A 21,610-nucleotide genomic window follows, 5' to 3' on the forward strand; every position below is an offset into this window, starting at 1 on the left:
GGGGTTACGCATTTCATCACGGTACTTGCCCCGACCATTGTCCTGCCCGCTAGCAACAAGCGCGAGCCCGGTCAGCGTGCCGGCGAGACCAGGATTCTTCAGGTTGTTCCCACGTGCTCCGCGAATGCCGGGGAACGCGCCAGATCACCCCAGCTTCGCCTTGGCGGGACTGGTCTTGCGTCCGCGCCCCGGCAGCTTGACCGGCACGGTGCGCCCATACTCGTTCCACCACGCCGTCAGCGCCTCTATCGTCGGCCCGAGGCCGCGCGCCTTTTCGGTGATGTCGTATTCGACGCGCGGCGGCACTTCCGCGAACACCGTGCGGGTAATCAAGCCGTCCGCTTCCAGCTCGCGCAACTGCGCAGTCAGCATGTGCTGCGTGATGCCGGGAATCGATTTTCGTAGTTTACCGAATCGATAAACGCGCTGGTTGAGCAGCCACATGATCTCCAGCTTCCACTTTCCGGAAAGCAGCGAGAATGCGCGCCGCATTTCGTCGTGCATGTTCACTTCGTCGGCGTCATTAGTCATCTTTTCCATACCTGCAGACAGAAAATCATCCTACTTGCGGGCTTTCATCTTAGACGACATTCTTGTGCCAAGTCGACATCGATGAAACTCAGGAACCCGCAACAAATGGCTGAAAATTTCGCATACTGGACCAGCACCGCTTTGCTGTCGCTGCTCTATCTCACGTCCGCGACGCTCTATATCGTCAAGCGCGATCGCGTCCGAAAAATCCTCGTCGGATTCGGCTATCCCGCGTATCTCGTGCCGCTCCTGACCGTCGCCAAGATCGGCGCCGTCGCGGCCATCCTGGCCCGTGTCAGCGTGCCGCTCAGCGATCTCGCGTACGCGGGCGTCTTCTATCACTTGCTGCTTTCCGGACTGGCGCACGTCGGTGTTCGCAAGCCGCGCGGCGCGCTGCCGGCAGCGGTCGCCCTCATCTGTCTCGTCGTTTCATTCACCACGCAGAACGAAGCACGCGACATCCCGTCACCGGATGGCGTCGCCGCGACAACGGGTCACGCGATCATCACCTAAAGGAGAACACCATGGCCCGACTCAGCGGGAAAATCGCCATCGTCACGGGCGCCGGCCGGGGAATCGGACGCGCCACCGCGAAACGGTTCGCTGCCGAAGGCGCAACGGTAGCAGTCGTGTCGCTCACACCGGCCAACGTCGATTCGGTCGTGGCCGACGTCGAGGCCGCTGGCGGCCGTGCGCTCGGCATCCCTTGCGATCTCGGCAGTGCCGACCAGATCAACGCGGCCGTCGACAAAGTTGCCACGACCTGCGGCGGCATCGACATCCTCGTGAACAATGCGTTCGATCCATCCGCGCCGTTTTCGTCGATCACCGATTTGTCGGTGGAGAAACTGCAACGCAATTTCGATCTCGGACCCATCGCGTACCTCCGGACGATGCAAGCGGCCTACCCGCATCTGAAAGCGAGCGGCGCCGGCCGCGTGATCAACTTCGGATCGATGGCCGGCGTCATGGGCCTCGCGGGGTACGGTCCGTACAACATGGCGAAGGAAGCGGTGCGCGCACTGACGAGAACCGCCGCACGCGAATGGGCCGCCGACCGGATCACGGTCAATAACGTGCTGCCGTTGGCGCAAACGTGGGGCGAGCGTGCCGACGTACCGCCGCCGACCAACCCGCTGGGGCGTTTCGGCACACCCGACGATGACATCGCGCCGGTTGTCCTGTTCCTCGCCAGCGAGGACGCGCAGTTCCTGACGGGCTACAGCCTCACGCCGGACGGCGGCTCGATCATCGACAGCGCACGCTGAACGCCGCTCGGCATATACGTTGCTACGGCATACGGCTCACGCATCCCGGCCGTATGCCGCACACGCATCACGCGATGCCGACACGGCATCGCGCGTGTCACGTCATCCCTTATGATCGGCGTCCGCACATCCTGTCGCGCCGCGTCGCAATCGACGCTTCCCCGTCGATCCATCCGCTCGACACCCGATCAGCCCTATCCCTCACGGCTCACATTTCCATGCAGGTTATTTGGCATACGACCCGACGATTCCGCTCCCTCCGCTTACCCCTGTTGCTGGCTTGCATCACCGCATGTTCGACGGCGCTTGCCGAAGCCGCGCCCGCGCCCGTACCACCGACCATTCAAGCCGCATCGTGGCTCGTCGTCGACGGCGAATCCGGACAGATCCTGGCCGAGCACGATGCGGACGCGGAGCGTCAGCCCGCGTCGCTCACCAAGCTCATGACCGCGTATATCGTCCTGCGTGCATTGCGCGACGGAACCCTGGACCAGGACGAGAAAGTGACGGTCGGTGTGTCCGATGTGGCGGAAGTCGGCAGCGACGAAGCCCGTATGTATCTGGTCCCAGGACAGCGCGTCACCGTCAGGAACCTGGTGCAGGGCCTGATCGTCGCGTCGGCGAACGACGCGGCGCTGGTGCTGGCGAAACGAGTCGGCGGCTCGCTTGCCGCCTTCGAGCAGTTGATGAACGATACGGCACGACAAATCGGCATGCAGCACACGCGTTTCACCACGCCATCCGGCATCACGACGCCGGGCAACCATTCGACCGCTCGCGATCTGTCCACGCTGGCACGCCGTCTCACGGTGGACTTCCCGGAATACTACGGCTACTCGTCGAAGCAACACTTCGCGTACGGAAAATTCGAAAAGCGCAACAAGAACTGGCTGCTGGGCAGGGATCCGTCTGTGGACGGCCTGAAGACGGGGCACACCGCGGCCGCCGGGTATTGCATCGTCGCGACCGCGAGCCGGCCGCAACAAGCGCCGGCGATGACGCGCCGGGTGTTCGCGGTAGTCCTCGGCGCGCCCACTGCGGCCGCAAGAATATCGGGTGCGGAGCAGTTGCTGAACTACGCCTGTTCGTCGTTCAAGGATTACGCCTCCGCGCCCGCCTCGGGACACCCGTTCATCACGCGCGCGGCCGGGCCGAGTGCCGTCGACGCTGGCAGAACATGACTTCGCGCCGAGGTGCACAAACAACGCCTCGGCCATGTCATCGACGCCCGATCCGGACAGAAGCCGAATCAGCCCCCTCCCGCTGTCGCATGGGCTATACACGCGCGCGCCAGCACGTCGGTCGGGTCGACCAGCGTCGCCCGCCCACCGTTGCGCGCGACGTATTCGCCCCCCGGCAGCAGGATCGGCAGCTCGGTACATCCGAGCACGATCACGTTCACGCCGTCGGCAATCAACGCGTCGACGGCAGCGTCGATATCTTCCTTGCACTGTCCGGCCGTGAAGCCCGCCTTGACACCCGCCTTTCCGTAGATCGCTTCCATCACGCGCGCCTGCAACGCCGGTGCGGGCGCGACTTGCCGGAGTCCTTGCTGCGCCAGCGCCTTTTCATACACGCCGCTTTCGATCGTGCCGGACGTCGCCAGTACACCGACCTCGCGTAGCGCCGGGTAGCTGTCGCGCAAGTGAGCGACCGTGACGGTCAGCATGTTGACGATCGGAATGTCGAGATACGGCTGAATCCGCTCGACGAATGCATGCGCGGTATTGCACGGAATCGCGATGACGTCCGCATCGCCGTCCTCGAGCTTCTTGCAGGTCGCGTACAAGGCGATCGTCGGGTCCACGCCGGCACCCACGAGATTCTCGGTTCGATCGGGGATTTGCGGATTCTGTTCAACCAGCAGCTTGATATGGTCCTGGTCGCGCGCCGCCGGCGTGTTGCGCACGATCTTGTCCAGGAAATCGACCGTCGCGGCCGGACCCACGCCGCCGACCACGCCGATCTTGAACGTCGATGCACGGGAGCCGAGCGGCGCCGATACCGCGTACTGCGCGTAGGCGAGATTCGAATCGATCAACGGCACCGGCAACGGACCGATTTCATCCGCGACCAGCGCAATCTCGGTCAGCCCCGGGACGATGACCTGCACACCCTGATCAACCAGGTCCTCGCAAGCGCGGCGCAACAGCTCGACCGGACGGCCCCCGAGATTGCCTCGCTTGATGCCGTCGACACCGTAGACGGCTTCCGTCACGAGATCGACGCCATCGTACGAACGCGGATAGACGATGTCGAATGGCGGCGACGGGAAATACGCATCGAAGAGCCGTTTTTCCCGCACATAGTCGGAAGCCAGCACGCCAATGCGTGTCGCGTCGGGATACTTGCGTTGCACATGGCTGCGAACGGCTTCGACGATATCCACGATTGGCAACCTCGTATTCGCCTTCAACTCGTCGATGAACGTGTGGCTCAGGAAACACGGGAGCACGACCGTCGTCACGCCACGCGCCTCGAACGCCCGGATCATGTCGAACACGTACAGCTTGCGTTCGATGGTCGCGGCACTGCCCGACCCCGCGCCATTGAACGGGTATTGCTCGAAAATCGCTTCGACATGCTCATCGTCGGAAGACGCCGGCGTCGCCTTCACCATCTTGAAGAACACGTCGGCGCTGCCCAGCGGCCCGAGGCCGCCGACTACGCCGAATTTTCGGCGGACGTTCACGGTATCCCTCTCCATCATGCATTCAGCTCCGGCTCGTCGAATACGGCGCCGTTCGACTTCACGGCTCGCCGGCCCTCCCACTTCGCGATCACTGCCGTCGCCACGCTGTTGCCGATCACGTTCGTCATCGTGCGCCCCATGTCGAGGATCTGGTCGATCGCGAGAACCATCGCGACGCCGGCCGCCGGCAGATGGAACATCGGCGCGACCGCCGCGACCACGACCACCGAGCCGCGCGGCACGCTCGCCATGCCCTTGCTGCTCAACATCAGCACCAGCAGCATGAACACCTGCTCCGACAGCGGCATGTGCACGCCGAACGCCTGGGCGATGAAGAGGGCGGCAAATGCCTGGTACATCATCGAGCCGTCGAGATTGAATGCGTAACCCAGCGGCAACGTGAAGCCCACCACCTTCTTGTCGACGCCGAACTTCTCGAGCTGCTCGGTCAGCCGCGGATAGGCGGCCTCGCTGCTCGCGGTCGAGAAGGCGATCAGCGCGGGTTCGCGCACGGCCTTCAGCAGGCTCAGGACGCGTCGCCCGAGAAACGCATGGCCGACGCCGATCAGGATCATCCAGAGGACGAGCAAGCCGAGATAGAACGCGCCGATCAGCTTTCCATACGTGTAGATCACGTCGAGCCCGCGCAGCGTGACCGACGACGCGATCGCACCGAATACGCCGAGCGGCGCCGCGCGCATCACGTAGTTCGTCAGGCGCAGCCTCACCGGCACCATCCCGTCGATCGACTGGATCACGACGCCGACGCGCTTGTCGTGCTTCAGCGCACTCAGCGCGACGCCGAGAAAGACCGAGAACACCAGGATCTGCAGGATGTCGTTGCGCGCCATCGCGTCGAGCAGGCTGGTCGGGAACGCATGCGTGATCACGTCCCGGGCGTTCAGCGCGGCCGTATTCAAGCCGGTATTGACCTCGCCGGCGGTTGCCGTGAGGTTCAGGCCGGCGCCCGGCTGCAGCGCATTGGCCATGACGAGGCCCAGGCTCAGCGAAATCAGCGACGCGCAGATGAACCACCCGATCGAGCGCAGGCCGATGCGCCCGACGTCCTCGCCGCTGTCCATGCCGGCCAGGCCGGACACGAGCGTCACGAACACCAGCGGCGCGATGATCATCTTGATCAGGCGCAGGAAGATGTCGGTGACGATCGAGAAATAGCCGGCCATCGCCTTGAGCGCGCCCGGGTCCGCGATGTGGGTGTGGCAGAGATAGCCGGCGACGACACCGAGAATCATGCCGACTGCGATGCTTAAGGTAAGGCGATTTTTCATGTCCATCCGTCCGTGGTGGCACCCGGCCGCCGGAAGGCAGGCCGCCGCTGCGATGCAGGCAGCGCGACGCGGGTCACGCATCACATCTGCCGTTGGAACGAATGGTAGGGACCGTCGATAAAACCGTGATGCCGGTGCGACATGGCGGTATGCGAGCGCCGCATAAGGCGGGAAAACCCTGACTCAGCCGAGCTGGGAAGGCGCCGCGCGCAGGTGCTGCCAGAGCGTGTCCAGGAATTCACTCCGATTGGACACGTCGCGATATACGCGCAGTTCGACGTCGAGGTTCCACGCCGCCGGCCCGGCCGGCACGAGTTCGCCGGCGGCCAGTTCCGCCGCGATCGCGCTCCGGGGCAGCCACGCGACACCCTCGCCTTCCATCACGAGTTTCTTCAGCACCTCGGCCATGTCGGATTCGTAGTGCAGTTGCAAGGCCGGCGCATCCGGTGCGCGACCGAGCAGCAGCGCGAGGCATCGCCCGAAGTAGCTGGTTTCCGTATAGGAAATCAGCGGCAGCGGATGCTGCTTCGTCCCGGGAAGACGAAAGGCCGGCGCCGATCGACGGTTGGGCCTGCATGCCGGCATCAACGTATCGAGGCCCACGGTCAGGTGCTCATACTTCGCCGGGTCGAGATGGAGCGGCAGTTCCGGATGGTGATACGCAAACATGAGCTCGCAATTGCCGTTGACGAGCATCAGGATCGAATCATGGACATTGGTCGGAATCACGCGCGCCCGCACTTCGCCGAAATGCGGCGCGAGCGCCTTGAGCCAGACCGGCAGGAAACTCAGCGCGATCGTGTGGCCCGCGGCGATCTGCAGGCTCTTGCCGGCGATCCGCTGCTCGGTGCGGATGATGGCGCGCGTGTCGAACAGGCGGCTGAGCACATCCTCGGCCGTCTCGCGGAACAGGCGGCCCGCCGGCGTCAGCACCGGCGGAAAGCTGCTGCGATCGATCAGTTCGGCCCCGATCCACTGTTCGAGCGACTGGATGCGGCGGCTGAAACCCGACTGCGTGACGTTGCGGAACTCCGCTGCCCGGGAAAAGCTTTGATACTGAGCGAGGGCGAGGAAATCCTCGATCCATTTGATTTCCATGGTGGCCTTGGAGGATCGCGGTGGGATCGGCCTGCGCGTCACCGAAGTCAGGGTGACGCGCAGGCCGGCGGACGCTCACATTGTATGTGCTCGATCCGGCGCATCGCGTCGGCGTTCGCCATGGCGCCCGTGGCCGATCCGGACGTCGTCGTTCTGCATGCTCGCTGACGGGACGATATTCGCGGGCGACAACCCCGGCGACAACGGCGTTTCGGTTGCACGGCCGCCAGGTCATCCCCGCCTCGCTACGCCTTCTTCGTATAACTGTTGCACCAGCCTTTCGCATTGACCTGCTTGCCGCCGAAAATCGCGCACGCCCCCGTCGTGGCGCCGGCCTTGCCCTGGAAGAACTGGCAATTCGCACAGGCGTCGCCCGCGTGGAATTTCGGGTACTTCGCATGATCGACGCGGCCGGCATCCGCCTTGTAGCCGAGCGCCTGGGCATTGGCATCGGTTTCCTGCACGACACCGGCACCGGCATCCGCCGCCGTCGCGCGGCGTCCAACGGCGAGCGCCGAGGCCAGCACGGTGCTGACTGCAATGAAACGCCGACGTGAAAATTTCATGGAATCCTCCCTTCAGGTTTGCGTGAACGGATGTCCGGAATGCGCCGTTCCCGGATGACGCGACGCCGTCCGCTCCGAAACAGCGCCCGTCGATCGCGTGCGCATCGCGCCCATCACGCCGACGCACGCTCGACGACGGAATCAGCGAAAGAACAGCTCACGCATTCCGAACGTGTGATGCGCTTCCGCCGCCATCAGCACCATGAGCACGAGCAGGCACAGCGGCGGGATCAGGATCGCGTACACGAGCGCCAGCCGCTCCCACATCATGTGCATGAAGATCGACACGATCAGCCCGGCCTTCGCGATCATCAGCACGACGATCAGCACCCAGCGCATCAGGCCCTGCACGTTGAAGTAGTCGACCAGGTACGACAACGTGCTCAGCACGAACAGCAGGCCCCAGATCTTCAGGTAGAGGCCGATCGGATGCTGCTGGCCGTGCGCGGCGTCGGGTCGATCGGCGGGATCGGTGTGCTCCATGGCTGCCTCACCACAAATAGAACAGCGCGAAGATGAACACCCACACCAGGTCGACGAAGTGCCAGTACAGCCCGGCGATCTCGACGATCTGGAAGTTGCCGTGTTCGGCGAATCCCGGCTGCAGGATCTTGCGCGCGATCAGCAGCAGGTAGATCACGCCGCAGGTCACGTGAAAGCCGTGGAACCCGGTGATCGTGAAGAAGCACGCGCCGAACTGCGCCGCGCCCAGCGGGTTGCCCCACGGGCGGATGCCTTCACGAAAGATCAGGTTGCTCCATTCGAACGCCTGCAGCGACACGAAGACCGCGCCCAGCAGCGCGGTCGTCAGCAACAACGCGGCAGCCGGCCGTGCGTTGCGCCGGTAGCCGAAGTTGACGGCCATCGCCATCGTGCCGCTGCTGCTGATCAGCGTGAACGTCATGATCGCAATCAGCAGCAACGGCACTTCCACGCCGCCCACGCTGAGCCCGAACACCTTCGCGGTATCGGGCCACGGCGCCGTGGTCGACATGCGCACCGTCATGTAGCCGATCAGGAAGCTGCTGAAGACGAAGGTGTCCGACAGCAGGAAGATCCACATCATCGCCTTGCCCCACGGCACCCTGAAGGCTTCGCGGTCGGACGACCAGTCGGTGACGATGCCGCGCCAGCCGTCGGGCCGCGCGTCGACGGGCGGCACCGCGGACGATTCGGCAGCGGATTCCGTGTGGGCCGTCGGCGCGGTCATGGCGCGGCTCCGTATAGCGGCCCGCAGACGGCGGCGACGATCCCGGGGGTCAGCCACTGCATTGCCGCCAGCAGCACGAGCCAGACCGCGAGCAAGAAATGCCAGTAGCGTGCGCACAGCGCGACGGCCCGTTGGGCCCGGAACGGGTCCGCGCGCCGGAGCTGCACGATCGTCACGGCCCACGCCGCCAGCCCGCCCAGCACATGCAATCCATGCAGGCCGGTGAGCAGGTAGAGGAAGCTGTTGGACGGATTGACGGTGACGGTCTCCCCGGCTGCCGACAGCATCTGCCACGCAACCAGTTGCCCGATCACGAACACGGCCGCCAGCACGCCGCCGGCTACCAGCCACATCGTGCGGTACGGGCCTATCCGCCGGGCGCGCTGCATCGCGATGCTGGCCAGCGCCAGCGCGCCCGTGTTCCACCACAGCAGCGCCGGATGCGGGATCGGCTGCCAGTCGGGTTCGCGCATGCGCATCGCATAGGCGAACAGCAGCAGTGAGAACAGCGTCGTCGCCACCGCCATGAACACGGTCAGGCCGGTGCGGCCCGCATTCGGCAAGCCGGGTGGCGCATCGGGAACGAAGGGGCGCGGCAGCGTGGTCATTCGTGTGCCTCGCCCGGGTGCAGCGTCGGATGGGCCGCCTTGGGTTCAGGCGCCGTCGCCGGCGGCTGATTCTGCGGCACGAAGTCTTCCTCCTGCCCCGGCGGACTGTATTCGTACGCCCAGCGGTAGACGACGGGAAGCGTCGGCCCCCAGTTGCCGTGCACGGGCGGCGTTTGCGGCGTCTGCCATTCGAGCGTGGTGGCCCGCCACGGGTTGCCGTCCGCACGCCGGCCGTGGCGGAGGCTCCACGCGAGGTTGAACAGGAACAGCAGCTGCGCCGCCGCGACGATCAGCGCGACGATCGTGATGAACGTGTTGAGCGTCTGCGCCGAATGCGGAATGAAGCTGTAGCCCTGATACGCGTAATACCGCCGCGGCATCCCCAGGATGCCGAGATAGTGCATCGGGAAGTAGATCGCATAGGTGCCGACGAAGGTGATCCAGAAGTGCGCGCGTCCGAGCGTGTCGTCGAGCAGGCGGCCCGTCACCTTCGGGTACCAGTGATACAGGCCGCCGAACACCACGAGGATCGGCGACACGGCCATCACCATATGAAAGTGCGCGACCACGAAATATGTGTTCGACAGCGGGATGTCCACGCTCACGTTGCCGAGGTACAACCCGGTCAGCCCGCCCAGCACGAAGGTGCTGACGAAGGCGATCGCGAACAGCATCGGCACGGTCAGGTGGATATCGCCGCGCCACAGCGTCAGCACCCAGTTGTAGACCTTGAGGGCGGTCGGGACGGCGATGATGAGCGTCGTGGTGGCGAAGAAGAAGCCGAAGTACGGATTCATGCCGGCGATGAACATGTGGTGCGCCCAGACCACGAAGCTCAGCGCGCCGATGATCACGATCGCCCATACCATCATCCGGTAGCCGAAGATGCTCTTGCGCGCGTGCGTGCTGATGAGATCCGACGCGATGCCGAAGGCCGGCAGCGCGACGATGTAGACCTCCGGATGCCCGAAGAACCAGAACAGGTGCTGGAACAGCAGCGGGCTGCCGCCGGCGTGCTTGAGCGTCTGCCCCATCGACACCACGGCCGGGACGAAGAAACTGGTGCCGAGCGTCCGGTCGAACAGCATCATCACCGCCGACACGAACAGCGCCGGAAACGCCAGCAGCGCCATGATGGTCGCGATGAAGATGCCCCACACCGTGAGCGGCATGCGCATCAGCGTCATGCCGCGCGTGCGTGCCTGCAGCGTGGTGGTCACGTAGTTCAGGCCGCCCATCGTCGCCGCGACGATGAAGATCGCCAGCGACACGAGCATCAGCACGATGCCCCATTCCACGCCCGGGGTGCCCGGCAGGATCGCCTGCGGCGGATACAGCGTCCAGCCCGCGCCGGTCGGCCCGCCCGGCACGAAGAAGCTCGCCACCAGCACCAGCACGGCCAGCAGGTAGACCCAGTAGCTCAGCATGTTGAGAAACGGGAACACCATGTCGCGGGCGCCCAGCATCAGCGGGATCAGGTAGTTGCCGAAGCCGCCCAGGAACAGCGCCGTCAGCAGGTAGATCACCATGATCATCCCGTGCATCGTGACGAACTGGTAGTAGTGGTTCGCGTCGATGAACGCGAACTTGCCCGGAAAGCCGAGCTGCAGCCGCATCAGGTCCGACAGGACGAGGCCGACCAGGCCGACCGCGATGGCCGTCAGCGCGTACTGCACGGCGATGACCTTGTGGTCCTGGCTCCACACATAGCGGGTCCAGAAGCTGTGCGGGACGTGGTCGGTGTGCGCGTAGGTCATGGCGTGTGCTCCGTCTGCTTCATCCGTTCCGCTAGGGCTGGGCCGCGGTGCTGGCGGCCGTCCCGCCTTGCGCCTTGATGTAGGCCACCAGCGCGCTCAGTTCCTGCTCGCTCAGGTCGAAGTGCGGCATGATCGGCGAGAAGCCCTTCACGACGCGGGCCGTCGGGTTGCGGATGAACGCGCGCAGATAGGCTTCGTCCACCTTCGCGGTGCTGCCGTCGGCCATCGTTTCGGTCTTGCCGTACAGGCCCTTCCAGGTCGGGCCCACGAGCGGGCTGCCGTCCACGGTATGGCAGGCGACGCAGCCCTTGGCCGCCGCGAGCGTCTTGCCCAGGTTGGCCAGCGCCTGCGCGCTGCCGCCCGCGGCGGCGGGTGCGGCCTGCACGTGGGCCATCTGCTGCTGCGCGAACGTGGTCTGCTGCGCCAGCCAGCGCGAGAACGCGGCTTCGTCTTCCACCACCACCACGCCGCGCATGCCGGAATGCCCGATTCCGCAGAGCTGCGCGCACAGGATGTCGTAGCGCCCTGCCTGGGTCGGCGTGAACCAGAAGGTGGTCACCATGCCCGGCACCATGTTCATGCGTGCCCGGAACGGCGGAACGTAGAAGTCGTGCAGCACGTCGCGCGACCGGGTCAGGACCTGGACCGGCCGGTTGAGCGGCAAGTGCACCTCGGGACTGTCGATCAGGTAGTTGTCACGGCCGTTCGGGTCGGCGGGGTTCAGGCCGAACGGGTTGTCGTTGCTGATGTAGCGCACGTCGGTCGTGCCCAGCTTGCCGCCGGGCCCGGCGAAGCGAAAACGCCATTGCCATTGCTGGCCGAGCACCTCCATCTGCAGCGCGTTGCGCGGCGGCCGGATGTAGTCCGCGTAGACGAACAGGCCCGGCGCCAGCAACGCCGCCACGCCGACGATGGTCAGGCCGATCAGCCACCATTCCAGTTTCCGGTTGTGCGGCTCGTAGGCCGCACGATGCCCGCTGCGGTGGCGATAGCGCACCAGGGCGACCACGATGAACAGGTTGATGGCGATGAAGAATGCGCCGGTGATGACGAGCGTGATCGTCAGCATGTCGTCCATGCGCACCCAGTTCGACGCGATCGGCGTGATCCACCACGGACTGGCAAAGTGAAACCCCACCGCCAACAGGATGATCAGGACCAGGGCAATCGCAAGGGCCATAGGCCGCCTCGCTGCATCTCACTCACCGGCACCGCCGACACCGGGTTCCGTGTCTCCCGCGGGCGCCGCGTGTTCAAGCGCGGCGCGGCGGGAAACGCGATGGGTCAGTCGTCCACGTTCTGCTTGCGCAATCGCTCCAGCCTGCCGTAGGTGATGGCCGCCACCACGCCGAACAACAGGTTGGCCAGCAAGGGCCCGGAACCGCGCTCGGAGACGAACCACGGGAACACGGCCGTCATCACGTAGAAGTTCCACCCATACGCGACGATCCCGAACGCCAGCCCGATCGCGGCTTCCATGCCCACGCTCGAATCAAGGCGGAAAGGCGCCATGATCGCGGCGAGCATCATCCCCATGATCGCGCCGAGCACGTAGTGCAGCAGCAGTGCCATCGCCACGATTTCGAGGTTGAATTGCGTCATCTGGCCGAGCGCGCTGCGGCCCATCACCATCGCCGCGATCTTGTGGGTCGGTTGCCACGGGCTCGAGCCGAGCACCAGGGTCGACCAGACGAATTCCAGCGCGATCACCAGCGCGCCGCCCGCGAGACCGGCCACGGCAGCGGCGACCCAGTCGGGCGTACGCCGCTCCCAATGGTGCGACTGAATGTGCAGTTCCATACGACCTCCTTGCCGACGGTTCGACGTCGGCACTTCGGTTCCGAAGGCGTCACGCGCGTCGGACCCGCGTCTCCTGCGCGATTCGGGATGGCGGACAGGGGTGCCTGCGCAACGTGCGAGCGACCCGCTCCACGCGCGGCCCGCGGTCGCGGTCGTGCGCTCGACGCAACGCGTCGATGCCCCCCCCGGGTGTCGGGCAGGCCGGCTTGCTGTCGCGCGTCAGGGGAAGATCGGTGACGTCGGTTCGGCGCCTTCCAGGTCCGCCTTCGGAAAATGCTGGGCGACCATTTCTTCGATTTCCTGCTCTCGCAATGCCGGCACGTCGGCCATGATCAGGATCTGGCCTGCCTGGATCGCCTCGCGAAATCGCTGGAGTCGCGCGTTCGGCTCGGCGATGCCGATCATCGCGGCGGTCCACGCCCCGAATCCCGCGCCGGCCAGCGTCAAGCCGACGACGGCGCCGCCCGCGATCACGAGCTCCGCCGGAGGAAAGACGAGCGCGACGAGGCCGATCAGCGCACCGGCCGCGCCGCCGAGCGCGACGCCGCGCTCGAGCGCATGCACGACATCGCTGCTTTGCAGCAACGATGCTTCGGGCAACTGATCGAGTGTGACGCTGTGGTCGGCGAGAACGTGGATATGGCGCCAGACGATGCGTGCGCGCAATAGATCGTCGACGATGGCCTTCGCCATCTGGGTATCGGGTACGAGGAAATAAAGGCGTCTCATGTTGGCACCCCTTTTCTTGCCATCAACGCGTCCACAAGGGACTGTTTTCTATTCTATGTCAGCATCGGCGACACGCCAGGTGCATGCGGGCCACGGACGGGGTCGCATGCGAGCATTCGCCCCGCGTGGCGGGTGGGGTTGAAATGCGGTGGTAGTTGTCGATCACGGACGAACGATGCGGGGGCCCGGGACATTCGCGCCCGACTGGCGCTATCCGCGTTTGCGCAACGGCGCCGGCAAGTCCCGCAGGCCGTTGTGGTCGATCTCGTGCATCAGCGCGAGCTGTCGCCCGATTTCTCCACGCGGAAACCCTTCACGCGCCAGCCAATTGAGGTAAGGCCCGGGCAGGTCGGCAATCAGCCGGCCCTTGTATTTCCCGAAGGGCATGGTGACGGTGACGAGGTGTTCGAGGTCTGGATTTTGCATGCGGGTATTGTGCACGGCTTTTCGGTCCTGTCGCAGACCTCGCGAAAAGGACTCAGCGAACCACCTGCGCCCCTTTTCTCGCCTGCTAGACTGGAATTCCCCCCTGCACACGATGGAGGGAATCATGTTGTCCGTCTACGTCGTGAAGACCGGCGAGCAGTTCCTCTGCACCGCCGAGGATGGCGATATCGGCATGGCACCGGCGGTTGAGGATGCCACGTCGTTTGGTTCGTATGAGGAAGCAGAAAAGGCCGCGCACGTGCATGCCGACCCCGGATACGAAATCGTGGCCGTCTGTGTGATCAGACACTGACTAGGCGCCCGCTGCCGGGCGCCGCGCGACGAGATGCGGCTCGCCATTCCGCCGGCGCCATGCGACATGGGGTGGCGCGATGGGCCGTGCCCGGAATTGCCTGGCAACGGATGGATGGCGTGTCGGGGGGCTCACGCTGGGATCGCCGCGCGCGTCGGCAACTCCGCCGTGTACGCTCCGACGCAGCGCGCGTTTCCTGAAACGCCCGGCATCCGGCGCACCCTCCTCGTATGCGGCGCTGCGGGTGTTCGGCGCGTCTTGCTCCGCTGTTATCGTCTAGGCCCTTTCATGCCCTCCGACTCCATGGCCGCATGCCACTCCTCATTCGCCTCGATGGGGTCCATCTCATCGTCGACGGAGGCCGTCGCGCGCTCGGCGGCCGCTCTGGCTTCGTCTGCCGGGGACGCAAAATCACCGTCGCCATCACGATCGCCATCGCCGTCACCGTCGCCCGGGGGCTGCAGCATGTCCTTGAGCATCGCGCTCAGTTCCGGCGTGTCCCATGGCAGCCCACGCCGAGTCCGATCCTTGATGTAGTGCCTCACCTCCGCGTCCTGCTCCACGGTCAGCGGCAGCCCTCGGAAGGTGCTTTGGGGGCCAGCGTCGATCATCGCATTCTCCTGCTTCTAGGGCATTTTCAGTGTACTCGCCATTGCGAGCCCGTGAGCAATGATTACGGCGCGCTTGCGGCGGATCAAACGTGTGGGGGCGACGGGCGCGCGGCCGCCCATTTCAGGCACCCGCCTGCAATGGGTCGATACCGATGAAAGTTTCGCGAGATTTCGGGACCCGCTAATCCGGTAGTTCAGGGGGAAGAAGTGACAACCTCCACTGCCACAAGCAGCGTATTCGCTGCTATCCGCCGAACGCAACGACGATCTCTTCGATCGTCACGCGAATGCGCGCCGTATGCCGCAGATCCTGATGCGTGACGAGCCAAACCTCATACGACGCGTCGTTTGTACGGTCCGGCCAGATCCGCACAAGGCCGTCTCGTTCGCCCATCGGCACGGGTATCTCGCTGATGCCGAGCCCTGCCTTGAGTGCCGCGCGCAACGTCAGGTTCGTGTTCAGCCGTGCGACGATGCGGCCGTCCGTCAGCGGTTCCCCGACGAACGCCGGCACCCGCGCCTTGGCGAAATACGGCTGGTAGACGACGAGATCATGCCCGGCGAACCGTTCGCCCGGCACCGGTTCGCCATGGCGCCGCACATAGTCGGGCGACGCGAACAGTCCCACTTCCCAGCGCGCCAGACGGCGGGCGAGCAGATCCGGATTTCGGGGCTTGACGGTCCGGATCGCGATGTCGGCTTCGCGCTTCGCGAGATTGAGGAGCAGGCTCGTCGTGTCGAGCATCACCGATACGTCCGGATGCTTCGCATGCAGGCGCTCGAGGGCCGGCATCACGAACTCGTGGGCCAGCGCATCCGTCGTCGATAGCTTCACCTCGCCGGCGAGCCGCTTGTCCACGCCTTGCGTGTGGCGCACGAGATCGTGTGCGGATTGCTCCATCGCCTCGGCTGCACGGATCGCGATCCTGCCGACCGGCGTGAGTTCATAGCCGTTCGACGTACGCAGGAACAGCGTCGCGCCGAGCGCGTGCTCGAGCGCCGCAAGCCTGCGGCCCACCGTGGCCTGATCGATGTCGAGCGCGCGGGCGGCAGCCCGCAAGGTCCTTTCCCGATGGAGCGCGACGAAGATGCGCGCGTCGTCCCAGTTCATGTCGCCCCCGGCGTGATGCAAATTTGCATCATACGTCCGGCAATTCTCTGCACGTCAAACACAGGCGGCGCGACTACACTTTTTTCAACCGATGCGGCGGGTCGCTCGAATCCGCGGCGCATCCGGCATTTTAAAAGGATGAAGTCGTGTCACACGAAACGAAAGGCATTCCCGCGGCGATGACCGCGATCGACATTACGCGGCCGGGCGGCCCGGATGTGCTGGCACCCGTGCAGCGTCCTGTTCCCGCACCGGCCGACGACGAAGTGCTGATCCGCATTCATGCGGCCGGCGTGAACGGTCCTGACGTGCTGCAGCGCAAAGGGTTGTACGATCCGCCACCGGGCGCGTCGGACATTCCCGGGCTCGAAGTCGCGGGCAAAATCGTGTCGGTCGGGCGCGACGTGACCCGGTTCGCGGTCGGCGATCTCGTCTGCGCGCTGGTGCCGGGGGGCGGCTATGCGGAGTACGCCGTCGCGCACGAGAGCAACACGCTCGCGGTTCCCGATGGTCTCACGATGGTCGAGGCGGCCGCGATCCCCGAAACCTTTCTGACGGTATGGCTGAACCTGTTCCAGCGCGGCAAGTTCAAGGCTGGCGAAAGCGTGCTGATCCATGGCGGCGCATCGGGGATCGGCACCACGGCGACGATGCTCGCGAAGGCGTTCGGCGCCTCGAAGATCATCACGACGGTCGGCTCCGACGCGCACCGCACCGCAAGCATCGCGCTCGGTGCCGATGTCGCGGTTGACTACCGCAACGAGGATTTCGTCGAGGAAGTCATGCGCGCGACGGACGGGCGCGGCGTCGACGTGGTCGTCGATATCGTCGCCGGTGATTACGTCGCGCGGAATTACGCGGCGGCCGCGATGAACGGCCGCATCGTGCAGATCGGCGTGATCAAGGGGCCCGCGCCAGCACTCGACCTGTTCCCGATGCTGGCGAAGCGCCTCACGCACATCGGCTCGACGCTGCGCTCGCGCACGCACGAGGAAAAGGCGGAGCTGATCGAGGATCTCAAGCGATCGGTGTGGCCGCACATCCGGCGTGGCGCGGTGAAGCCCGTGATCCATCGGACCTTCGATCTCGACGATGCGCGCGGCGCGCATACTCTGATGGACTCGGGCACGCATATCGGCAAGATCGTGCTGACGACCCGGGCGGCAGGCATGGACTGACGCGCAGCTCCGGCCACCTGACATGACTCACCTCTCCGATCAAAACCATGACTGATGCACGCTACCACTACTACGAACCGTCACAAGGCCATGGATTGCCGCACGATCCATTTAATTCGATTGTCGGTCCAAGGCCCGTCGGATGGATTTCCACGCGCGGCAGCAACGGCATGCTGAATCTCGCGCCATACAGCTTTTTCAACGCCTTCAACTATCATCCGCCGATCATCGGCTTCTCGAGCATCGACGCGAAGGACAGTCTACGCAACGTGCAAGAAACGGGGGAATTCGTGTGGAACCTCACCACACGCGATCTCGCCGAAAAGATGAATGCAACGTGCGCAATGGTGCCTTACGAAGTTGACGAGTTTGAAGTGGCCGGGCTGACCCCCGCTCCGTCTCGGCAAGTCGCCGTTCCACGCGTGGCAGAGAGCGGTGTCAACTTCGAATGCAAGCTCACCGATGTGATCCAGCTGCGCGATCACAAAGGCACGCCTGTCACCACATGGCTCGTGCTGGGAGAAGTCGTGGCGGTTCACATTCGCCAGGACTTGCTTAAAGACGGTACCTTCGACACCTTCGGCGCAGGCATCATTCTTCGGGCAGGCGGCCCATCGGCCTATGCGCTCGTCGCACCCGAGAGTCGATTCGATATCGGGCGCCCGCCCGGGGCGAATCCCCCCGTCGCACGATGACGGAGGGTGGCGCAGTCGGCTCGTGAAAGGCCGTTGGACCTCGGAAGCTGCCGCTGACTTGTTCCCGGGCAAAGCGGCTATCGACGGTCGAAAGTGCTTGTTCGCCGAGCCTGACAGCAGACGTTCGGTGCAGATCCTCAGCCGAACGTCCGCAAGGCAGCGTCAAGTCGACCGGCCGCGACCAACACGTGAACGCCTGCAAAGGCCGAGCACTTGCCGCTCAGCGCAGGTACGGGGCCACCGATATCCGGTTAGACAGCCGTTGACGCTGCGCGGGCTCCAACGGCGGCAGTGGACCGATTGATCACCATGTCGTCCACGAAACAATCGACAACTTGGAACTATACTGGGCAACCAGGAGGCTTCCATGACCGATCACGACAGACTGCATCCACTCCGTCCGCTCCTGAAAAACTGGGTTTGGGAGCATGGTCGAATCGGGACTCGCTATCTCGACTGCGTAGATGGCGAAATCAGGTTTGACGAGGGCAAGAAGTCGCATTTCGCGGCCGAGAAATATATCTATGTGCCCCTTGGCAAGGGCGCTGAAGACGATGCATCCGCGGAGGGGCCTGCGATCCACGAGGCTGGACTTGCCCGGCTTTTGCGGGCCGCGCAGCTGGGTACGCCGGAGGAAGCCGGTTCTGTGGCGGATGTCCAGCGCGCAGTACAGGACTGCGTGGAGATTGGCCTGTTCAGCGCATATCAATGGGAGGCACGAGAGGCGTTTGCCCGATACGCGCAGGAACCCATGTTCGATGACGAGATCCGCGCGGCGGTTGTCGACGACATCCGGCGTGTTTACGCCGGCATGCGGGAGCAACTGGCGCTGTACGATTTCAGTGTGCTCCACGGCTTGCCCACGCCGCTGCTTATCGGCGATACGCCCTTCATCGACTGGCGCGTGCGTGCCAGTCCGGCACTTCCGTTTGTATCGCTCCCGCTGGGTCCTTACTGCCTGCTGGTAGGCGCGCCGTCAGGCAGGAAAAGCCGAATCGCCCCGGTCGTCTGGAAGGCCGCTGCCGCGATGGGCCCGTTGAAGGATCACAACCGCCAAATCGAGGAGCAGGCGCGTCTGTGGCTGGTGGCGACCACGGACGACCAACTCGTCGCTGCGCAAAGTCGCATTGCCGCGGCCGTCGGCTCCAGGCAAGGGAATGAGAAACCCTGAACGAAGTTCACCTGAAGCAGATCGTCGGCGGTGGCTAAGTGAAAGACCGGCACGTGAAGCCGACCGGTTCGCCATCGACGTTTGATGCAATCACCGTGATACCGGATGCATAGTGGCCGAGCGCTTCGCGAAAGCGCCCAGGCTCGATGGCCGTGCTGGAAAGTGACATGGTAGATACCGAATACCGGGTGCGGCTCGGAAAGGTCAAGGCGGTGCATTCCGACAGATTCAGGGAGCCGTTTCAATGCACTCCCTGACATCCACACGGCCTTCAATTCCCCGCTCACTACGTCCGACGTCAGTTCGGACCTAGTTCGAGAGTTCCTTGCGGACGATTTCCGCCCCCGCGCTCAACGCACTCAGCTTGCCTCTCGCGACTGCACGCGACAACGGCGCCATGCCGCAGTTGGTGCAGGGATAGAGCTTGTCGGCATCCACGAACTGAAGTGCTTTTCGCAACGTACCGGCGACTTCCTCGGGGGTTTCAATGGTATCGGTCGCCACATCGATGGCCCCCACCATCACCTTCTTGCCCCGAATGAGTTCGATCAGATCCATGGGAACGCGCGAGTTGTGACATTCCAGCGAGACCATGTCGATACTGGATTTTTGCAGCTTGGGGAAGGCTTCCTCGTACTGCCGCCACTCCGACCCCAGCGTCTTCTTCCAGTCCGTGTTGGCCTTGATGCCATAGCCATAGCAAATATGCACGGCGGTTTCACACTTGAGACCTTCGATCGCTCTTTCCAGGGTCGCGACGCCCCAATCATTCACCTCGTCGAAGAAGACATTGAATGCGGGCTCATCGAATTGAATGATATCGACGCCGGCAGCCTCCAGTTCCCTGGCTTCCTCGTTCAGGATCTTTGCGAACTCCCAGGCCAGTTTTTCGCGACTCTTGTAATGATCGTCGTACAGCGTATCGATCATCGTCATCGGCCCCGGCAACGCCCATTTGATGGGCTGGCTCGTTTGCCGGCGCAGGAACTTGGCATCGTCAACGAAAACCGGCTTCTGTCTCGCCACCGCACCCACGACCGTCGGCACGCTGGCGTCATAGCGATCGCGAATTCGAACGGTCTTGCGGTTCTCGAAATCAACGCCGCTGAGATGCTCGATGAACGTGGTCACGAAATGCTGGCGCGTTTGCTCGCCGTCGCTGACGATATCGATGCCCGCATGTTGCTGCTCTTGCAACGACAGGCGCAAAGCATCCTGTTTGCCCTCGATCAACCCCTCGTCCTGCAATTTCCATGGTGACCAAAGTGTCTCGGGTTGTGCGAGCCACGAAGGTTTAGGCAAACTGCCGGCGGTTGAAGTGGGTAGAAATTTTTTCACGGTAGACGACCTTGTGTTTTTGTTGGTCAAAGCGCGTAGTCCGCAGACCACTGCTCAAGAATGGCCTGGTATGGCTTGATAAATTTCTCTTCGACAAACCTGCCCTGTTCGATAGCCAGCCGGCTACGCTCTTCCCGATCGTAAACAATCCGGGTGAGCGAAAAATCCTGATGCTTCAGACTCGGTTGGTAGGATTTTCCTGCCGGTGAATTCGCATTGTAAATTTCGGGCCGGTAAATTTTCTGGAAGGTATCCATCGTGCTGATGGTGCCGATGAGCTCGAGATTGGTGTAATCATCCAGCAAATCACCGGTAAAATAAAAAGCCAGCGGCGCGACACTATTCGGCGGCATGAAATAGCGCACCTTCATCCCCATTTTTTCGAAATACTCGTCAGTCAAGGAATACTCGTCCTGCCGGTATTCGATACCCAACACGGGGTGCCGATTTGCCGTCTGATGGTAGGTCTTGCTACTCGAAACGCTCAGGCATATAACGGGCGGTTTCGCGAAATTATCCTTGTAGGCGCTCGACTTCACGAAGGACTTGAACAGATTCCCGTGCAGGTCGCCAAAGTTATCCGGCGTACTGAAGCCGGGCTGATTCTTGTTGTGCTCCAGCAAGACCACACTGAAATCGTAATCCCGCACATAAGAGGAAAAATTATTTCCCGCAATGCCGTCAATGTGTTTGTTGTTTTTCCGATCGAAAATATTCGTCTTCAGTATTTCGATCAAGGGCAGCGCGGCACTGCCCTGCTCTCCGCCGATATTCATTTCGACTGAAATGATTTCAAGCTTGACGGCATAACGATCGCCTTTGGGATTGTCCCAATGCGCCATCGCATTGAAGCGATTGTCAATCATCCTGAAGGTATTGCGCAAATTCTCCTGACGACTCTTTCCTCTGGCGAGGTTCGCAAAATTGGTCGTGATGCGCGTATGGTCGGAAGGCTGATAGTCCTCATCGAAACAGACGCTTTTAATAGCAAATGTAAACTCTTGACTCGTCATGATCTTGCGCCCCGATTTCCGAAATGAAAACTGCATCTGCTCCATGCCTTTCGATGCGGCTCGCTTTTCTTTTCCGACGGACGAATGTGACATTGGGCCATGGCCGACTGGATATGAATCGATTTCAACCAACCATGAGCGATGCTCACGGTGCGGTGTGTCTGGTTCACATCGGAAGAAAAGTAACTGGCAGCGATGATATAGTT

The 21,610-nt window shown here is 63.4% G+C and carries 24 protein-coding genes; 7 read left to right on the top strand and 17 right to left on the bottom strand.

The window, feature by feature from the left end:
- Nucleotides 1–144 precede the first annotated feature (144 nt).
- Nucleotides 145–504, bottom strand: coding sequence for a helix-turn-helix domain-containing protein (locus tag G3N98_RS05385; RefSeq protein ID WP_277396883.1), 360 nt, complete (start codon nt 502–504; stop codon nt 145–147).
- 168 nt (nt 505–672) lie between these two features.
- Here G3N98_RS05385 and G3N98_RS05390 point away from each other — a divergent pair, with 168 nt between their 5' ends.
- The 3 genes from G3N98_RS05390 to G3N98_RS05400 are packed head-to-tail and all read left to right on the top strand — an operon-like array spanning nt 673 to nt 2,980.
- Nucleotides 673–1,044, top strand: a complete 372-nt coding sequence (locus tag G3N98_RS05390) for a DoxX family protein (RefSeq protein WP_241025756.1) — start codon at nt 673–675, stop codon at nt 1,042–1,044.
- An 11-nt stretch (nt 1,045–1,055) separates the two neighbouring features.
- Nucleotides 1,056–1,799: an SDR family oxidoreductase gene (locus G3N98_RS05395; RefSeq protein ID WP_206147508.1), complete on the top strand. Its 744-nt coding sequence runs from the start codon at nt 1,056–1,058 to the stop codon at nt 1,797–1,799.
- Between the two features lie 53 nt (nt 1,800–1,852).
- Nucleotides 1,853–2,980 (top strand): D-alanyl-D-alanine carboxypeptidase family protein, encoded by a 1,128-nt coding sequence (locus G3N98_RS05400; RefSeq protein WP_241025757.1) that lies wholly within the window; start codon nt 1,853–1,855, stop codon nt 2,978–2,980.
- Nucleotides 2,981–3,048: 68 nt separating this feature from the next.
- Here the strand turns inward: G3N98_RS05400 and G3N98_RS05405 are convergent, their stop codons facing one another.
- The 12 genes from G3N98_RS05405 to G3N98_RS05460 form a co-directional block, all read right to left on the bottom strand.
- Nucleotides 3,049–4,491 carry an amino acid racemase gene (locus G3N98_RS05405; protein ID WP_346779066.1) on the bottom strand — a complete coding sequence of 481 codons (1,443 nt, stop codon included), beginning with the start codon at nt 4,489–4,491 and terminating at the stop codon, nt 3,049–3,051.
- 14 nt (nt 4,492–4,505) lie between these two features.
- Nucleotides 4,506–5,780 (bottom strand): dicarboxylate/amino acid:cation symporter, encoded by a 1,275-nt coding sequence (locus tag G3N98_RS05410; RefSeq protein ID WP_206147509.1) that lies wholly within the window; start codon nt 5,778–5,780, stop codon nt 4,506–4,508.
- Nucleotides 5,781–5,963: 183 nt separating this feature from the next.
- A complete protein-coding gene (locus G3N98_RS05415; protein WP_089476264.1) occupies nt 5,964–6,878 on the bottom strand; it encodes a LysR substrate-binding domain-containing protein in 915 nt (304 codons plus the stop codon).
- Nucleotides 6,879–7,123: 245 nt separating this feature from the next.
- Nucleotides 7,124–7,444, bottom strand: a complete 321-nt coding sequence (locus G3N98_RS05420) for a high-potential iron-sulfur protein (protein ID WP_089476265.1) — start codon at nt 7,442–7,444, stop codon at nt 7,124–7,126.
- 141 nt (nt 7,445–7,585) lie between these two features.
- The gene (locus G3N98_RS05425) at nt 7,586–7,927 is read right to left on the bottom strand and encodes a cytochrome C oxidase subunit IV family protein (RefSeq protein WP_089429792.1); all 342 of its coding nucleotides are present in this window, start codon (nt 7,925–7,927) and stop codon (nt 7,586–7,588) included.
- Nucleotides 7,928–7,934: 7 nt separating this feature from the next.
- Nucleotides 7,935–8,654 carry a heme-copper oxidase subunit III family protein gene (locus tag G3N98_RS05430; protein WP_206147510.1) on the bottom strand — a complete coding sequence of 240 codons (720 nt, stop codon included), beginning with the start codon at nt 8,652–8,654 and terminating at the stop codon, nt 7,935–7,937.
- The gene (locus G3N98_RS05435) at nt 8,651–9,262 is read right to left on the bottom strand and encodes a cytochrome c oxidase subunit 3 (RefSeq protein WP_206147511.1); all 612 of its coding nucleotides are present in this window, start codon (nt 9,260–9,262) and stop codon (nt 8,651–8,653) included. Before G3N98_RS05435 ends, G3N98_RS05430 begins: the two co-directional genes overlap by 4 nt.
- On the bottom strand, nt 9,259–11,019 hold the full coding sequence (gene ctaD, locus G3N98_RS05440; RefSeq protein WP_206147512.1) for a cytochrome c oxidase subunit I: 1,761 nt from the start codon (nt 11,017–11,019) through the stop codon (nt 9,259–9,261). The genes G3N98_RS05435 and ctaD overlap by 4 nt, the downstream gene beginning before the upstream one ends.
- Before the next feature lie 31 nt (nt 11,020–11,050).
- Entirely contained in the window at nt 11,051–12,199 is a 1,149-nt protein-coding gene (locus G3N98_RS05445) for a c-type cytochrome (RefSeq protein WP_206147513.1), read from the bottom strand.
- A 104-nt stretch (nt 12,200–12,303) separates the two neighbouring features.
- Nucleotides 12,304–12,819 (bottom strand): hypothetical protein, encoded by a 516-nt coding sequence (locus G3N98_RS05450; protein WP_089429797.1) that lies wholly within the window; start codon nt 12,817–12,819, stop codon nt 12,304–12,306.
- Between the two features lie 219 nt (nt 12,820–13,038).
- Nucleotides 13,039–13,548: a DUF1269 domain-containing protein gene (locus tag G3N98_RS05455; protein WP_089429798.1), complete on the bottom strand. Its 510-nt coding sequence runs from the start codon at nt 13,546–13,548 to the stop codon at nt 13,039–13,041.
- A 210-nt stretch (nt 13,549–13,758) separates the two neighbouring features.
- Entirely contained in the window at nt 13,759–13,974 is a 216-nt protein-coding gene (locus G3N98_RS05460; RefSeq protein WP_206147514.1) for a DUF3820 family protein, read from the bottom strand.
- Nucleotides 13,975–14,098: 124 nt separating this feature from the next.
- Here G3N98_RS05460 and G3N98_RS05465 point away from each other — a divergent pair, with 124 nt between their 5' ends.
- Nucleotides 14,099–14,287 carry a hypothetical protein gene (locus G3N98_RS05465; RefSeq protein WP_069250279.1) on the top strand — a complete coding sequence of 63 codons (189 nt, stop codon included), beginning with the start codon at nt 14,099–14,101 and terminating at the stop codon, nt 14,285–14,287.
- Nucleotides 14,288–14,556: 269 nt separating this feature from the next.
- Here G3N98_RS05465 and G3N98_RS05470 read toward each other — a convergent pair whose 3' ends face one another.
- Together G3N98_RS05470 and G3N98_RS05475 are read right to left on the bottom strand one after the other, a co-directional pair.
- Nucleotides 14,557–14,898 (bottom strand): hypothetical protein, encoded by a 342-nt coding sequence (locus G3N98_RS05470; protein ID WP_089429799.1) that lies wholly within the window; start codon nt 14,896–14,898, stop codon nt 14,557–14,559.
- A 244-nt stretch (nt 14,899–15,142) separates the two neighbouring features.
- Nucleotides 15,143–16,009 (bottom strand): LysR family transcriptional regulator, encoded by an 867-nt coding sequence (locus tag G3N98_RS05475; protein WP_206147515.1) that lies wholly within the window; start codon nt 16,007–16,009, stop codon nt 15,143–15,145.
- A gap of 146 nt (nt 16,010–16,155) precedes the next feature.
- On the opposite strand from G3N98_RS05475, the gene G3N98_RS05480 reads away from it, so the two are divergent.
- From G3N98_RS05480 to G3N98_RS05490, 3 genes are all read left to right on the top strand, one after another.
- Nucleotides 16,156–17,187 (top strand): NAD(P)H-quinone oxidoreductase, encoded by a 1,032-nt coding sequence (locus G3N98_RS05480; RefSeq protein ID WP_346779067.1) that lies wholly within the window; start codon nt 16,156–16,158, stop codon nt 17,185–17,187.
- Nucleotides 17,188–17,234: 47 nt separating this feature from the next.
- Nucleotides 17,235–17,882, top strand: a complete 648-nt coding sequence (locus G3N98_RS05485) for a flavin reductase family protein (protein WP_069249689.1) — start codon at nt 17,235–17,237, stop codon at nt 17,880–17,882.
- Between the two features lie 367 nt (nt 17,883–18,249).
- Nucleotides 18,250–19,053, top strand: a complete 804-nt coding sequence (locus G3N98_RS05490; RefSeq protein WP_206147516.1) for a hypothetical protein — start codon at nt 18,250–18,252, stop codon at nt 19,051–19,053.
- A gap of 309 nt (nt 19,054–19,362) precedes the next feature.
- Here the strand turns inward: G3N98_RS05490 and G3N98_RS05495 are convergent, their stop codons facing one another.
- On the bottom strand, nt 19,363–20,391 hold the full coding sequence (locus G3N98_RS05495; protein ID WP_206147525.1) for a methionine synthase: 1,029 nt from the start codon (nt 20,389–20,391) through the stop codon (nt 19,363–19,365).
- Nucleotides 20,392–20,417: 26 nt separating this feature from the next.
- Entirely contained in the window at nt 20,418–21,449 is a 1,032-nt protein-coding gene (locus tag G3N98_RS05500; RefSeq protein WP_241025759.1) for a DUF1852 domain-containing protein, read from the bottom strand.
- Between the last annotated feature and the right edge of the window lie 161 nt (nt 21,450–21,610).

Origin of the sequence: Burkholderia sp. Tr-20390 (assembly GCF_017104595.1) — a bacterium.
Classification (GTDB): domain Bacteria; phylum Pseudomonadota; class Gammaproteobacteria; order Burkholderiales; family Burkholderiaceae; genus Burkholderia.

Bases quoted from the DNA above. Each gene is read 5' to 3' on its own strand.
- ctaD (WP_206147512.1), bottom strand. From the start codon at position 11,019: ATGACCTACGCGCACACCGACCACGTCCCGCACAGCTTCTGGACCCGC.
- G3N98_RS05430 (WP_206147510.1), bottom strand. From the start codon at position 8,654: ATGACCGCGCCGACGGCCCACACGGAATCCGCTGCCGAATCGTCCGCG.
- G3N98_RS05435 (WP_206147511.1), bottom strand. From the start codon at position 9,262: ATGACCACGCTGCCGCGCCCCTTCGTTCCCGATGCGCCACCCGGCTTG.
- G3N98_RS05455 (WP_089429798.1), bottom strand. From the start codon at position 13,548: ATGAGACGCCTTTATTTCCTCGTACCCGATACCCAGATGGCGAAGGCC.
- G3N98_RS05450 (WP_089429797.1), bottom strand. From the start codon at position 12,819: ATGGAACTGCACATTCAGTCGCACCATTGGGAGCGGCGTACGCCCGAC.
- G3N98_RS05400 (WP_241025757.1), top strand. From the start codon at position 1,853: ATGCCGCACACGCATCACGCGATGCCGACACGGCATCGCGCGTGTCAC.
- G3N98_RS05460 (WP_206147514.1), bottom strand. From the start codon at position 13,974: ATGCAAAATCCAGACCTCGAACACCTCGTCACCGTCACCATGCCCTTC.
- G3N98_RS05385 (WP_277396883.1), bottom strand. From the start codon at position 504: ATGCACGACGAAATGCGGCGCGCATTCTCGCTGCTTTCCGGAAAGTGG.
- G3N98_RS05415 (WP_089476264.1), bottom strand. From the start codon at position 6,878: ATGGAAATCAAATGGATCGAGGATTTCCTCGCCCTCGCTCAGTATCAA.
- G3N98_RS05410 (WP_206147509.1), bottom strand. From the start codon at position 5,780: ATGAAAAATCGCCTTACCTTAAGCATCGCAGTCGGCATGATTCTCGGT.
- G3N98_RS05395 (WP_206147508.1), top strand. From the start codon at position 1,056: ATGGCCCGACTCAGCGGGAAAATCGCCATCGTCACGGGCGCCGGCCGG.
- G3N98_RS05445 (WP_206147513.1), bottom strand. From the start codon at position 12,199: ATGGCCCTTGCGATTGCCCTGGTCCTGATCATCCTGTTGGCGGTGGGG.
- G3N98_RS05475 (WP_206147515.1), bottom strand. From the start codon at position 16,009: ATGAACTGGGACGACGCGCGCATCTTCGTCGCGCTCCATCGGGAAAGG.
- G3N98_RS05420 (WP_089476265.1), bottom strand. From the start codon at position 7,444: ATGAAATTTTCACGTCGGCGTTTCATTGCAGTCAGCACCGTGCTGGCC.
- G3N98_RS05500 (WP_241025759.1), bottom strand. From the start codon at position 21,449: ATGGAGCAGATGCAGTTTTCATTTCGGAAATCGGGGCGCAAGATCATG.
- G3N98_RS05485 (WP_069249689.1), top strand. From the start codon at position 17,235: ATGACTGATGCACGCTACCACTACTACGAACCGTCACAAGGCCATGGA.
- G3N98_RS05470 (WP_089429799.1), bottom strand. From the start codon at position 14,898: ATGATCGACGCTGGCCCCCAAAGCACCTTCCGAGGGCTGCCGCTGACC.
- G3N98_RS05465 (WP_069250279.1), top strand. From the start codon at position 14,099: ATGTTGTCCGTCTACGTCGTGAAGACCGGCGAGCAGTTCCTCTGCACC.
- G3N98_RS05425 (WP_089429792.1), bottom strand. From the start codon at position 7,927: ATGGAGCACACCGATCCCGCCGATCGACCCGACGCCGCGCACGGCCAG.
- G3N98_RS05490 (WP_206147516.1), top strand. From the start codon at position 18,250: ATGACCGATCACGACAGACTGCATCCACTCCGTCCGCTCCTGAAAAAC.